Raw genomic sequence first — 14756 nt, 5'->3', positions numbered from 1 at the left:
AACCGTCATGTCCGATATCGGCCGCGTCAACCTGTTCGGAAAACTCGATCCGCTCCTCTACGAGACGCTCGAGCAGGCCACCGGATTCTGCAGGCTGCGCGGCAATCCGTACGTGGAACTCGCGCACTGGTTCAAGCAACTGCTGCAGCGGCCCGACGGCGACCTGCAGCGCGTGCTGCGCCGGTTCGAGATCGACGAGGCCGCTATCGAACGCGGGCTGGTCGCCGCGCTCGAGCGGCTGCCGCGCGGTGCGGGATCGGTGTCGGACCTGTCCGTGCACATCGACGACGCGGTCGAGCGTGCGTGGGTCTATGCCACGTTGAAATACGACGCGACGCGGATTCGCGGCGCGGTCCTGCTGCTTGCGATCCTGAAGACGCCACAGTTGCGCAACGTGCTGTACGCGATCGCGCGCGAGTTCGAGCGTGTCGTGCCCGACGTGCTCGCCGACGAACTCGAAGCGATCGTCGACGGCTCGCCCGAGGCGCAACCGGCCGTCGGCGCCGAAGCGGGCGCCGGTTCCGGCGTCGCCCCGGCGCGAGGCGCGCCAGCCGCGGAAGGTTCGGCGCTCGCGCGCTTCGCCGTCGACCTGACCGAGCGCGCGCGGGCTGGCGAGATCGACCCCGTCGTCGGGCGCGACGCCGAGATCCGCCAGATCGTCGACATCCTGTTGCGGCGCCGGCAGAACAACCCGCTGCTGGTCGGCGAGGCCGGCGTCGGCAAGACCGCCGTCGCGGAAGGCTTCGCGCTGCGGATCGCCGCCGGCGACGTGCCGCCGTCGCTGGGCGACGTTGCGCTCTATCTGCTCGACATCGGGCTGCTGCAGGCCGGCGCAAGCGTGAAGGGCGAATTCGAGAGCCGGCTGCGCGGCGTGATCGACGAGGCGATGTCGTCCGAGCGGCCGGTGATCCTGTTCATCGACGAAGTGCATACGCTCGTCGGCGCGGGCGGAGCGGCCGGCACCGGCGACGCCGCGAACCTGCTGAAACCCGCGCTCGCGCGTGGTCTGCTGCGCACCATCGGCGCGACCACGTGGTCCGAGTACAAACAGTACATCGAGAAGGATCCGGCGCTGACGCGGCGCTTCCAGCTCGTGCACGTGCTCGAACCCGAGGAGGCGGCCGCGGTGACGATGCTGCGCGGACTCGCCGCGAAGCTCGAAGCCCATCATCGTGTGCTGGTGCTCGACGACGCGCTGCAGGCTGCCGTGACGCTGTCGCACCGGTATATTCCCGCGCGGCAGTTGCCGGACAAGGCGATCAGCCTGCTCGATACGGCTTGCGCGCGCGTCGCCGTCAGCCAGCACGCGGTGCCTGCGCCGATCGAGGACGCGCGCCGACGCATCGACGGCCTGCAAGTCGAGCGGGAACGAATCGGGCGCGAGTGTGCGCTCGGCAGCGGCGACACCGCGCGGCGCGACACGATCGACGCCGAGGTCGCCGCCGTCCAGGCAGAACTCGACCGGCTCGACACGCGCTGGCAAGCCGAGCGCGACGCACTGACCACGATCGTCGAATCGCGCGTCGCGCTGCTCGACGACGATCCGTCTCACGAACTGTCAGCCGTCGCGCGCGCCGACATCCAGGCACGCCTGGCTGCCGCGCAGCAGACACTGACCGACCTGCAGGGCGACGCGCCGCTCGTGCTGCCGGCCGTCGACACGCATGCGGTCGCCGCGGTCGTTGCCGACTGGACCGGCATTCCGCTCGGCCGGATGGTGCGCGACGAGACACAGGCCGTGCTGAAGCTCGCCGAAACGCTCGGCGAACGCGTCGTCGGCCAGCGCCACGCGGTCGAACTGGTCGCGGAACGGATCCAGACCGCGCGCGCGAAGCTCGACGACCCGACCAAGCCGCACGGCGTGTTCCTGCTGTGCGGGCCGTCCGGCGTCGGCAAGACCGAGACCGCGCTCGCGCTGGCCGACACGCTGTACGGTGGCGAGCGCAACGCGATCACGATCAACATGAGCGAATTCCAGGAGGCGCACACCGTATCGACGCTGAAGGGCGCGCCGCCGGGCTATGTCGGCTACGGACAGGGCGGGGTGCTCACCGAGGCCGTGCGCCGTCGCCCGTACAGCGTCGTGCTGCTCGACGAGATCGAGAAGGCGCATCGCGACGTGCACGAGATTTTCTTCCAGGTGTTCGACAAGGGCTGGATGGAGGATGGCGAGGGGCGTGACATCGATTTCCGGCATACCGTGATTTTGCTGACCTCGAACGTCGGCGCCGATCGCGTGATGCAGCTGTGCCGCGATCCCGATCATCTGCCCGACATGCTGACACTTGCCGATGCGCTGCGCGCGCCGCTGCTCGACGTGTTCCCGGCCGCGCTCCTCGGCCGGCTCACCGTCGTGCCGTACTACCCGCTGACCGACGCGACGCTCGCGCGCATCGTCGAGTTACAGTTGCGGCGCTTCGAGAAGCGGATCGACCTGCATCATGGGATCGCGCTGCGCTGCACCGACGCGGCGACCGCGCTGATCGTCGAGCGGTGCCGGACGATCGAATCCGGCGGGCGGATGGTCGACGCGGTTCTCACGCATACCGTGATGCCGCGGATCGGCCGCGCGATTCTCGAGGCCACGCTCGAAGGCCGTGCGCTGGCGTCGATCGAGGTCGGTGCGGCCGGCGGCGAATTCGCGTATCGGTTCGACGAGGAGGAAACAACGTGAATCGCGTATTCACACTCGACAGCCCGCACGGCGACGACCTGAAATTCCATACGCTCGACGGCAGCGACGAACTGGGCCGCCTGTTCGAATTCCGGATCGAGGCGCTGGCGGACAGCCATAGCCTGTCGCTGAAGGATCTGCTCGGCAAGCCCGTGACCGTGCGGATCGAGCAGCAGGATCATTCGACGCGCTACCTGAACGGGATCGTCGCGCGCGCGTCGCTCGGCGGCCGGCGCGCCGAGCGCTACTACGGTTACGAGCTCGTCGTGCGGCCGTGGCTGTGGCTCGCGACGCGCCGTTCCGACTGCCGGATCTTTCAGAACCGCACCGTGCCCGACATCGTGCAGGAAGTGCTCGCGCCTTACGGCTTTCCGATCGAGAACAAGCTGACCGATGCGTACGTGCCGCGCGAATACTGCGTGCAGTACAACGAGACCGACACCGCGTTCGTGATGCGGCTGATGGAGTTCGAGGGCATCTATTGCCATTTCCGGCACGCGGCCGACAGTCACACGCTCGTGCTGTGCGATGCGATGTCGTCGCACGTTGCGTTGCCTGGCTACGAAACGATCCCGTACATCGCGCAGGATCGCACGGCAATCGCCGACGAGGAGCACATCGATGCTTGGCTGCCTGCGCAGGAGGTGAGCGTCGGCAAGCACCAGACCACCGACTACGACTATACGAAGCCGCGTGCGGATCTTTCATCGCAGAAGGTCGATCCGCGCGGCCACGATCACGACAGCTTCGCGTCGTTCGAATGGCCCGGCGGCTATCGCGACGATGCGCCCGGCGCGCACTACAGCCGCGTGCGGCTCGAGGAACAGCAGGCCGAGCACGAGCGGGCGAGTGCCGATACCGATGTGCGCGGCGTCGCGCCGGGCTACCTGTTCACGCTCGCGCATTGCCCGCGCGCCGACCAGAACCGCGAGTACCTGATCGTGCGTTGCCAGTACCGCTTTCAGGAAAACGCGTATGCGAGCGACCCGGGCGCGGAGGCCGTCGTGCATCGGACGATGATGCTCGTGCAGCCGTCGAGCCTGCCTTACCGGCCGCCGCGAGAGACGCCGAGGCCGCGGACCAATGGGCCGCAGACCGCGACCGTCGTCGGGCCGCCCGGCGAGGAGATCTGGACCGATCAATACGGGCGCGTGAAGCTGCAGTTTCGCTGGGACCGGTATGGGCAGAGCAACCAGGATTCGTCGTGCTGGGTGCGGGTGTCGAGTCCCTGGGCTGGGGGCGGGTTCGGTGGCGTGCAGATTCCGCGCGTCGGCGACGAGGTTGTCGTCGATTTTCTCAACGGCGATCCGGACGAGCCGATCATCACCGGCCGCGTATTCAACGGCGAAAAGGTGCCGCCGTGGGGGCTGCCGGGGAGTGCGACGCAGAGCGGGTTGCTGTCGAGATCATCGCCGGGCGGGACGACCGACCATGCGAATGCTTTCCGGTTCGAGGACAAGAAGGGCGCCGAGCAGCTGTGGATGCATGCGGAAAGGAATTTCGATGCGGAGACGGAGGCCGATCACACGCTTTCTGTCGGGAACAATCACACGCATACGGTCGGGAACGACGAGACGATGCAGGTGAAGAACAACCGGCAACGCAGCGTCGGGCAGAACGAGACGGTGAATATCGGCAAGAACCGGGTCGCGCAGATCGGGGTGGATGAGACACATGGGGTGGGTGGGAACCGGACGCGAACGGTCGGGAAGAAGGAGACCGTGACGATCGCGTCGGATCGCGAGGCGACGATCGGCGGCAACCACACGGAGTCGGTCACGCATGCCAAGACCGAAACGATCGGCGAAGGCAAGACGCTGAGCGTCGGACAGATGTATCAGACGACGTCGAAGGACATGAAGACGCTGGTTGCGTCGGCGCATACCGAGGAGATCGGCACGCGGACCTCGACGATCGCCAAAGCCCATACGCACACGGTCGGCGGCGAACACACCGTCAACGTCGGCGCGAACCATACGACGAACGTGCAGCATCAGGTGACCGTCAACGCGGGCGACCAGCTTTCGCTCGTCTGCGGGATGTCCAGCATCGTGATGAAGAGCGACGGCACGATTGCGATCCAGGGCGTCAACGTCGCATCGACCGGCACGAACACCCACAGCGTGAACGGCAAGACGGTGACGTCGTCGGCGACCGCCGAACACACGGTCGAAGGTGCCGTACTGAAGCTGAATCCGTGACGGAGGCGCGCGCGAATGCAGAACTGGCAGCCGACCAATCCGATAGAACGTAGGTTCATGGATGCGCATACGGACTGGATGAGTTTCGCGAAAGAGCGCGACGCGCGATTGATGATCTGGCAGACCGACGAGACGGATGCGGAGCTCGTGCAGCTGTATTTCCAGGTTCAGGACGAGACGTCGTGTGCGGTCAGGACGATGCGGGCGTCGTTCGTCAATGAAGCGGATTATCCGACGGCGCTGACGAATGAATTCATCGCGTTCTACGACAGCCGGCGTGAGGGGTCCGCGGCGCAGGGCGTACGTGCGGACTGGCAGCCGCCATATGACGATGGCAAGAATCCTTTGCTATATCTTTTCGCGGTTGCCGACAGCCTGATGCAGCACCACCCTGATATTTTTCCGGCGATGGTATTCGTGCTGGAACCGGTGAAAGTGCGGGACGACGCGGCGTGGGTGCGCTGGATGGACGATTTGCTGTCGATCATTGCGGTCGCGCCGCAGCTTGCCGAGCGCGTGCGCTTTGTCGTACCGCGTATCGAGATCGAGCCGTTTGCGGCGTTGATGCAAAGGCATCGGGCTGCGGTACGCGTCGTAAAAGGCAAGTATTCGATGGCGAGCGTGCCGCGCGAATTGCTGGCGGAGTCGGGCGAGCGCGGGCCGAGTGGCGAGTTTCGACGGCATTTCGTGATGCTGACCGAGATGATCGAGAGCGGTAATCCTGCTCGGCTGGAGGAGTTGCGCACGGCGGCGCTGAAGGTCGCGGAGCGTGAGCAGTGGTTCGATCAATGCGTCGTCGTGCATCTGATTGCCGGGGCCGCGTATCTGAAGTGGCGCGATCGGGCGCGGGCGATCGAGGCTTACCAGAGCGCCGCCAGCAGCGGCATGCGTGCGGTCGAGGCAGGGCATCCGGCAGGGCACAAGCTCGTGGCGAATGGATTGTTCGGCGAGGCGAGCGTGCATTTGACGCACAAGGATTATGCGCACTCGGCATATTGCTACGAGCGCGCGGTGGCGTCGACTACCGCGGCGAAGGACGGGCTGATGACGGTCGAGGCCTGGCGAATGAGCGCGGTGTGCTGGGAACGGGCAGGGGAGCGCGAGCATGCACTGGAGGCCGGGTTCAATGCGCTCGATGCGGGGTTGATGATCGACGAGCCGATGCGGGCGAACAGTAACCTGCCGATGGTTGTCGAGTGGATGGTGTCGCAACTGGGTGCAATGGACCGGCGGCGCAACGCGTTGAGCGAGAAAGTCGCGGCGTTGCGTGGCGGCCGCTGAGCGGGGGCAAACACCGTGGCACTTCCTGCCGTCAAGCATCTCGATCCCGTGGTTGGCGTGGACGTTCATTCGGTGCTGGTTACGCCTGGTACACCGCCGGTGTTCCTGCCGCACCCTCATGTCGGGTTCATGCTCGATAAGCGCGAGTACATCCAGGCCGCAAAAGCGGTGGTCGGCTGCATTGCGATGATGATCGTGCAGGAGAAGGTGACCGAATACATCGAAGATCATCCCGAAGATGTGGAGAAGCTGGCACATCTGGCCGATGAAGCGAACCAGCAGGTCAATAAGCAACTCAATGACTTGATGGGTGGCGGCAAACTGCCAGACTTCAAGGACGATCCCAACGTCGCGGAGGGGATGCGACTGGCGAAAGAGGCCAACAAGATCAAGAACCGCATAAGTGATGATCTTGGTTCGAACGTCGGATCGGGGGGAAGCAGCGGCAGGCCGATTTTTGTGAACGGGATGATGCGGGCCACGGCAGGGACGCATGCGTATCACGTTCCCGGGTTGCATTTTCCTCTTGGTGAATCGTTTGCACCGCCGCCTGAGGAGGTTGAACCGTCGAACGACGGGGAATCGTTCATGGGTAGCAAGACGGTGCTCGCCAACAACGATCCGATGTCGTACATGGCGCTTGAGGCGTTGAGTTGCTGGTCGATCGGGATGGAGCCGCCTCCGCATAACAGCGCGCATACGGATCGGACTTATCCGTCGATGCCCAGTTCGGTGATGTTGCCTATTCCGGCAGGAAGGCCGGTGTTGGTGGGCGGGCCGCCGATCATGAATATGGCTGCGGCGGCGAAGGGGTTGTTCAAGGCGTTTCGGGGATCGAAGTGGGCGAGGGCGCTGGCGGATAAGCTGAATTTGAAGTCGGGGTTCTTAAGGTGCAATGTGCTGAAGGCAGAACCGGTGGACGCAATCACGGGTGAAGTCGTGATTCAGCAGCATGACTTCACAGTACCCGGCCGCTTGCCGCTCACGTGGGATCGGTACTATGCCAGCCACAATAGCTACGCCGGCGCAATTGGTGTTGGCTGGCAGACGCCCGCTGATATCCGGTTGACGTTGATGCGGCATGAGAATGGTGTGGGCGTTGCCGCATATTTCCTGAATTATGCGACCGCGTTCGACACGATACCGACTGACAGCGGCTGGTCGAGCCGCGTCTATGACTGGCAGCATGGGCACGCTCTATACCTGCGTGACGATCGATTGGTGCTGCGTACACGCGCTGGTATCGAATACGAATTCGCCCTACCGGCGCTATGGATACGCGCCGTCGACACTGGACTGGACACCATCGCGCTGCCGCTGCTTGTCGATCGTATGGCCGACCTGAACGGCAATGCGTGGTCGTTTGAGCGCCAGACAGATCGAAACCTGGTGCGTCTTGTCGAATGGCAGGGCGATGTTATGGCAGGGCGCGTGATCGAATGCTCCTATAGCGACAATACGCATTCAGGACTGCTGTCTGCATTGGATCTGATCGATAGAAGCGGTCGAGCACACTTGCTTGTGGGCTATGAGCACGACAACGAGCGGAACTTGGCCGCTGCGGTCGATCCGATGGCGCAACCTCATCATTTCGAATATGCCGACCATCATCGAATGGTGCGTCATACCAGTGCCCGTGGAGTGTCGTTTTACTACAGCTACCAACGGAATGACGATGGGATCTGGCGTGTTGACCATGCGTGGGGGGATAACCATCTATTCGATTACCGCTTTGCCTACGATCCGGCGCATCAGGAAACCAGCGTTACAGATTCCATGGGGTACATGACGTTTCTGCAGTCCAACGACCGTGGCATGCCAGTGGCCGAAATAGATCCGTTGGGCGGTGTGACAAGTTATCGATACGATGGGCAGGAGCGCATCAACGCAAAAACCGATCTCGCAGGACGCACCACGTACTGGGAATACGATTCCTACGGCAATCTTCTCATGCAGACCTTGCCGGATGGCAGCGCATTGCGCACTGAATACAACGCCGATCACAAGCTGGTGTGCGGGACGGATCCCGACGGCGGGCAATGGAGTTATGCGTGGGACGAACGGGGGAATCTGCTGACGCAGACTACGCCATCGCAAGCCTGCAGTCGTTACGCGTACGATCAATACGGTCAACTCGTCGCGCATACCGGGCCGCAAGGCGAATTGACGCGATTCGATTACGACCGGGATGGCCGTCTTGCAGTGCTGACGAATGCACTTGGTCATCGCACGCAGTACACGCACGACACGTTTGGAAATCTGGTGCAAGTTGTCAACGCTCTCGGTCAAGCGAGCCGTTTCGAATACGACCGCAACGGCAATCTGACGCGCGTCATCGAACCGGGTGTGCGCGAGATCCACTGCGCCTATGATGCAGATGGCAATATGCTGCGCTACTGCGATGCGACGGGCAATGTAACGCAACTGACCTATTCGGCGCTGGGGCAGGTCAGTAAGAAGCACACGCCTGATGGAAACGTCGTCGAATACCACTACGACTCCGAGGACAGATTGGTCGGTGTAGTAAATGGGCGCGGCGAACTCTATGAACTCAAGCGCGACGGGCTGGGACGGATTGTCGAAGAAGTCGACTATTGGGGACAACTTCGCCGCTATGAATACGGCTCGTTCGGTGAACTACAGTGCAGCATAGACCCACTGGGGCAGGTGATTGTCTACCAGACGGACAAGCTAGGGCGGATCGTACAAAAACGGGTGCCGGACCGAAGAAAGGCTGATGGGCATCGCATCGACGCCTTCGAGTATGACCGCAGCGGTAAATTGATCGTTGCGGAAAATCCGGACTGCCGCGTCGAACTGAGCTATGACGCTGCGGGTCGTCTCGTTGAAGAACGACAAGGCGACGCCTTCGTGATCAGCTACCGGTACAACGCTGTTGGCCAGCGAGTAGAGCGTCGCACAACGCTCACGGCAGCTGATTCAGTCATCTCGCACACCGTGCGCTATGGCTATGACGTGCTCGGCGCAGTCTTCTCGATCCAAATCGACGACGCCTTACCGGTCACATTCGAACGTGACGCGCTCGGACGGGGCTGCGTCGAACATTTGGGCGAGGCATTGCGACGCGAGCTAGCTTATACGTCGAATAGGCAGTTAGCCCGGCAAACGCTGCTGATCGACACAGGTCCGGTGTTTGCCACCGAATATACCTACGACGCCAACGGTGAAATGACCGAGAAGCGCGACTCTCGACTTGGCGTCGAACGATTCGACTACGACCCTGTGGGGAGGCTGACTGGTCACCTCGATCCGGCCGGAGAACTGCACCGCTTCCTGTACGACCCGGCGGGCGATCTGTTGACCACACGGGTTCATCAAGGTAATCCGGAACGACAATCAGACTCATGGTCACGCACCGGCGAACACGATGGTTGTAGCTACACATTCGATTGTGCTGGCAATCTGTTGCGCAAGCAGAGCGCACAACAGGATCTACTGTTGCGCTGGGATGGTGATGGGTTGCTGATCGAAACGCTAGCGACACGCCCCACGGTCGGGGCGGCAACCGGCACGTTGCGCGTCCATACGTGCTACGAGTATGACGCGTTCCATCGGCGCACCCGGAAAGTCACTCAGATCCAGCATGAGTCTGGTGCGTGGAACAGCACTGCCTCGGACCGAACCAATCGGTTGTGTACCTCTTGTTTTTTTTGGGAAGGCGATGTGCTGGTAGGTGAAATTGCACATTGTGATCTGAACGTTCGCCGGTGGTTGGTAGAAGCAAGCATCGACGGGCATTCAGACCGTTCAGGGAATCCAGTAAGCGGATACAGCGAAGCGCGCGAGTGGATCTACTATCCGGGAACGTTTCGGCCGCTCGCCGGAATGCAACGCGCGTATCAGCACCAGACTCAACATCCGGACAGCACGGATCAACAGCATATGGAAGCGATGCCATTTGCCCCAGGTCTGGTCGCCGAGACGCAGTACGTCTTCTTCGACGCTGACCCAAATGGAGCGCAAAAGCGGATTGTCGATCCGTCAGGTTCGGTTGTTTGGGAGTGCCATTATACGGCTTGGGGTAGCGCCAGCCGGGTCGGAACGCAGGCCAAGCACGACCAGCCCCTACGGCTAGAGGGGCAATATTATGACGGGGAGACAGCACTTCATTACAACAGGTTCCGCTATTACGACCCGGATTTAGGGCGGTTCATCAGCCAGGATCCGGTCGGTCTATCTGCCGGCACGAATGTATACCAGTTTGCCGCCAATACTCTTTCATGGGTTGATCCTCTCGGCTTGGACGCCAAATCTGCATTCAGACGGTTTTCCTTGAAAACGATCTTGAATAATCCCTCACACCCACTTCAATTTCTTCTCGCTCGGGATTCGGCGGGAAACGTGACGAAGCAATTCGCCCCAACCAGAGGATGTTCACATTCCGAACTCATTAATTGGGGGGACGTCGAAGACAATGATTGGGGGGCCGATTTAACGGAAAACCCACAAGTCTTTAGAACTGGACAACCCCTTGTTCAGATGGGCCACCTAACGAGCAAATTTTCACTGGATAAAGAACGGATGGCATTGCAGGACGCGTGGGAAAATCAGAGAGATTCCAAGGATGAGGCGGCCGGGGTGATCATGGAACGAACGGCAATTGACATCGACGGTGTACCGGTCTTCAAAGAAACGGCACAGGAATGGGAACAGCTCGGATTTCTCCGCAAGGGAACGGTTGCCAAGGCAGCACCTAGCCGTGGCTGGACGAGGCCATAAATGCGTTCATGTCGCGGTGCCATCCCGAGAATTGCCTGCGTAGCACGTGCCGATAGCTCTAACGATCAGGAGCATCATTCTTAATTTTACATAACGTGAATTATCGAACGTTAGTGTGTAGGTCCCAAGTTCAGATGTCGCGTTTCCGCTAAAGACGCTACGCGACGAACCGGATCGCGCTGTTCTCGATGGCAGCCTGGTTGCCGTATTGCCAAGTGATGTTGCGGTGTTCATGTCCGATCGGCAGACCCGAGTAGATCGGCAGGCCGAAGCCGCCCAGCACGTCGACCAGCATCTGCTCGAGCGTGAAATCCGCGCCGTCCGGGATCGGGCAGCGCGTGAATTGCCCGAGCACGAACGCGCGGGCCCCGTCGAACGCGCCGCTCAGACGCAGTTGCGTCAGGCTGCGGTCGAGCCGGTAGCCGAATTCCGTCACGTCCTCCAGCAGTACGATCGCGTCGCGTGAGCGAAGCGACCAGCGTGTACCCGCGACGCTCGCGAGCACCGTCACGTTGCCGCCGCACAGGCGTCCCCGCACCGCTCCAGGGGCGCCGGACAAATGCCGCAGGCTCAGCGGAGCGCGTTTGCCACCGGTCAGCACGGCGCGCATGTCGGCACGCGTCGCGTCGTCGACCTTGGTCGCCAGGCTGTGGAATGTCGGACCATGCAACAAGCGCACGCCGGGCCGGTCTGCAAGCGCGCAGAATAGCGACGTCGCGTCGGAAAAACCGACGATCGTCTTCGGCGTCGCGATCTCGTCGGGCAGGTGCTCGAGCAGATGCGCGCAACCGAATCCCCCTCGCGCGAGCCAGACGATATCGATTGACGGATCCATCAAGGCGCGCCGCAGATCGTCCGCGCGCTCCTCGGCGGTACCGGCGAAATAGCGGTACCGGCTGCCGAGATGTGCGCTCGTCGTGACCTTGAAGCCCCAGCTTTCGACGAGCGCGATGCCGCGCTCGATTCCTTGCGGATCGGGCACACCTGCGGGCGCGACGACGCTCACTGTCTTGCGTCTTGATTCCATTGAACGGATACCGTAAGGATAAGAACCCGCTGAATATACCTGATGCCACTCGCGCGCCGCTCACACCTGCGAGGCGACATTGAACGCGGGGAGATGCCATTCTCTGTCGTCCGCGAATCCGATTCGCTTCCAGCGCCGCTTGAGAATCACGGTCGATGCAAATCACCGACCGATCGATGCGGATCCCATTCGAGCATGTGATCGTAGACCTTGCGCAACGCCGGCAAACCGCAAAGCCGCCAACCAAACCTGGTCGTCAGTCCGCAAAAGACGGGGAAACAAGCGCGAGCGCCCTGCCCGTTCAGGCGCCGGCCTACGACACTGCGTAACGGTCAAAATGATCAAAATTTATGCCTGACACCGATCATCGCCGCGGTCGTTTGGGCACCTGACTCGACCGGCTGCCCATACGCGACCGGCTGGTTCATCGCGCCTTTGTTGTTGACGTGCCCGATCTGCGCATAGACCTCAGTCCGGGTAGACAGACGATAGTCGGCGCCGACCGCGATTTCGGTCGAACTGCCCGCGTACGGCGCGGCATCGTTGCGGCTGCGCAAGTAGTAGAGGCCGCTCGTGAGCGTGAACGCCGCCGAGACCCTATAGCCTAGCCCCGCGGAAAAGAGATCGTAGTTTGCTTGCCCCGCATGGGCCGGATTCCTGGCATTCGCATAGGATGCCGACACGGATACACCACCCGGCGTGGTATAGCGTGCGCCGACGTAGACAAACCGATTGTTGTCGACACCGGTCTCCTGGGCGGGATTCACGCCAGGCACGACACCATACGCAGCGGGATACGGATTCGTGTCGTGTCCGTTGTAGTACGCAGCCGCGAACACCAGCCCGTAGCCTGCGTACTTCATCACGACCGATTCGCGCGTACCGCCCTGAAGGTGACCTGCGACGCCGCCCGGCGCATACTCCGCCGCGAATGAAAGCCCGCGATAAGTTGGCGACTGATATACCAGCGCATTGTCGTCGTAGACCGCCCCGATCTGCGCGTTCGTATTGGTGCCGGGCCAGCCCGCGGCCTGATTCAGTCCGAGCAGCGCAGTGAAGATACTGCCGAAGTACTGCGCGCCGCGCACATCGGTGGCTTCCATCGCCCTGAATAGCGGAACGATCTGGCGGCCGGCCGTCAGCGCGCCGAACGGCCCCGACAACCCAACGGCCGCGACCTGATTGAAGATCGCCGACTGCCCCGGAGTCGAGTTGATGCTGGATTTTCCCGTGCCGCTGCTAAACGACCCCTGTAGCTGGAACAGTGCGCGGTAGCCGCCACCCAGGTCCTCCGTTCCCTTGATCCCCCACCCGCTCGAATAGATGCCTGCATCCTGGAAGCGGAAGATCTTCCCGGTACCGCGCGCGTTCGTCGCGAGCGTCGAAGCGGAGGTGCTCTGATAGAGTATGCCGCTGTCAACGGCGCCATACAGCGTCACCGACGATTGCGCATGCGCCATGCCGCCGAGCAGCGCCAGCGGCAGTGCCGCCATCGCGTACTTGTTCATCCCGTCTCCTCGTTCTGCGTTATCGGTCCGGTTCGTTGGCCGGATATTTCCGCTGCGAATGCCTGTTTGATTCGAATACCTAATCAGTTGACGCGCGCGTTTCCGGCTCGCACTGGAACACCACTTTTTTATCAATGAGGCGTTGGATCTCGTCAGCGTGGAATCCGAAATCGCGCAGTACGGATTCCGTATCGGCGCCGACCCGAGGCGCTGCGCGCGACGCCACGTGCGAATGTCCGCCCAGCAGCACCGGCAAGCCGAGCGTGCGCGTCGTGCCGCCGCCCGGCGCGTCGACTTCCCGCACCATGCCGACCATGCGCGACTGTTCGTGCTCCAGCGCCTGGGCGACGCTCTGAACCGGGCCGGCCGGTATGCCCATTCGATCGAACCGCGCCATCCAATGATCGACGCTGGCGTCGGCGAGTACGGCGTTGATGAGGGCCTCCAGCTCGCCACGATGCCGGAGTCGCTGCTGGGGAGATTCGAAGCGGGAATCGGCCATCCACTCCGGATGCCCCAGCAGTGCCGTGATGCGCTCCCAGTTCGCCTGGTTGGCGCCGCCCACGGCGATGTCGCCGTCGGCGCAGCGATATACCTGGTACGGCGCGATCAGCGGATGGGCCGTGCCCGAGGGTTTGCCGACAGCGCCCGTCGCGAAGTACGCCGCCGCATACCAGTACAACTGCTGCAGCGACGCCTGCAGTAGCGAGGTGTCGACGCGCTGTCCGATGCCGGTCTTCAGCCGGTGCACATAGGCTGCCAGGATGCCGAAGGCGGCGAGAATGCCGGCGTTGACGTCCGCGATCGAGACGCCTGGCTTGACGGGCGGGCGACCCGGCTCCCCGGTGACGCTGATCAACCCGCTGAACGCCTGCAGGATCAAATCGAAGCCGCCCTTGTCAGCAAGCGGACCTTGCCTGCCGTAGCCGGAGATCGCGCAGTAGATGAGCGCCGGGTTGATCGCGCGCAACGTGTCATAACCGAGATCGAGTCGCTCCATGACGCCGACCCGGAAGTTCTCGGTCACCACGTCGGCGCGCGCGATCAGTCGCAACAGAACGGCTCGACCATCGGTGCTCTTCAGATCGAGTCCGACCGAATGCTTCCCCCGGTTGAGCATCATGAACGATGGAGGTAGCCCCCCTTCGTTGCCGCGCCTATATGAGCGCGCATCGTCGCCCGCAGGGAATTTCTCGATTTTGTAAACGTCGGCACCCAGGTCGGCAAGCATCACGCCGCACGTGGGCCCGGCCATGATCTGCGCAAGCTCGATGACCTTCACGCCAGCAAGTGGCAAATGTCCGATCGGTTCCGTGTTTCGCATC

7 protein-coding genes are annotated in these 14756 nt (G+C 62.4%); 4 read left to right on the top strand and 3 right to left on the bottom strand.

Features of this window, described 5'->3' with window-relative positions; translation table 11 throughout:
- Positions 1-7 precede the first annotated feature (7 nt).
- Genes tssH through BX604_RS18605 form a run of 4 tightly spaced genes read left to right on the top strand, consistent with a single transcriptional unit; the run spans position 8 to position 10896 of the window.
- Positions 8-2674 carry a type VI secretion system ATPase TssH gene (tssH, locus tag BX604_RS18620; protein ID WP_098552084.1) on the top strand — a complete coding sequence of 889 codons (2667 nt, stop codon included), beginning with the start codon at positions 8-10 and terminating at the stop codon, positions 2672-2674.
- Positions 2671-4875 carry a type VI secretion system Vgr family protein gene (tssI, locus tag BX604_RS18615; RefSeq protein ID WP_098552083.1) on the top strand — a complete coding sequence of 735 codons (2205 nt, stop codon included), beginning with the start codon at positions 2671-2673 and terminating at the stop codon, positions 4873-4875. The genes tssH and tssI overlap by 4 nt, the downstream gene beginning before the upstream one ends.
- A gap of 15 nt (positions 4876-4890) precedes the next feature.
- Positions 4891-6156: a hypothetical protein gene (locus BX604_RS18610; protein ID WP_098552082.1), complete on the top strand. Its 1266-nt coding sequence runs from the start codon at positions 4891-4893 to the stop codon at positions 6154-6156.
- A 15-nt stretch (positions 6157-6171) separates the two neighbouring features.
- Positions 6172-10896: an RHS repeat-associated core domain-containing protein gene (locus BX604_RS18605; protein WP_098552081.1), complete on the top strand. Its 4725-nt coding sequence runs from the start codon at positions 6172-6174 to the stop codon at positions 10894-10896.
- A 157-nt stretch (positions 10897-11053) separates the two neighbouring features.
- Here BX604_RS18605 and BX604_RS18600 read toward each other — a convergent pair whose 3' ends face one another.
- The 3 genes from BX604_RS18600 to BX604_RS18590 all read right to left on the bottom strand — a co-directional run bounded on the left by BX604_RS18600 (position 11054) and on the right by BX604_RS18590 (position 14755).
- Entirely contained in the window at positions 11054-11923 is an 870-nt protein-coding gene (locus BX604_RS18600) for a S66 peptidase family protein (RefSeq protein ID WP_098552080.1), read from the bottom strand.
- A gap of 341 nt (positions 11924-12264) precedes the next feature.
- Positions 12265-13431, bottom strand: coding sequence for a porin (locus tag BX604_RS18595; protein ID WP_098552079.1), 1167 nt, complete (start codon positions 13429-13431; stop codon positions 12265-12267).
- Between the two features lie 79 nt (positions 13432-13510).
- Positions 13511-14755 (bottom strand): CaiB/BaiF CoA transferase family protein, encoded by a 1245-nt coding sequence (locus tag BX604_RS18590; protein WP_179894847.1) that lies wholly within the window; start codon positions 14753-14755, stop codon positions 13511-13513.
- Between the last annotated feature and the right edge of the window lies 1 nt (position 14756).

The organism is Burkholderia sp. JKS000303 (genome assembly GCF_002563755.1).
In the GTDB taxonomy this organism is placed as follows: domain Bacteria; phylum Pseudomonadota; class Gammaproteobacteria; order Burkholderiales; family Burkholderiaceae; genus Burkholderia; species Burkholderia anthina_B.
The sequence above is the reverse complement of the archived record's forward strand: the minus strand, read 5'-3'. Positions and strand labels throughout refer to the sequence as shown.

Bases quoted from the DNA above. Each gene is read 5' to 3' on its own strand.
- BX604_RS18595 (WP_098552079.1), bottom strand. From the start codon at position 13,431: ATGAACAAGTACGCGATGGCGGCACTGCCGCTGGCGCTGCTCGGCGGC.
- BX604_RS18610 (WP_098552082.1), top strand. From the start codon at position 4,891: ATGCAGAACTGGCAGCCGACCAATCCGATAGAACGTAGGTTCATGGAT.
- tssH (WP_098552084.1), top strand. From the start codon at position 8: ATGTCCGATATCGGCCGCGTCAACCTGTTCGGAAAACTCGATCCGCTC.
- BX604_RS18590 (WP_179894847.1), bottom strand. From the start codon at position 14,755: ATGCGAAACACGGAACCGATCGGACATTTGCCACTTGCTGGCGTGAAG.
- BX604_RS18600 (WP_098552080.1), bottom strand. From the start codon at position 11,923: ATGGAATCAAGACGCAAGACAGTGAGCGTCGTCGCGCCCGCAGGTGTG.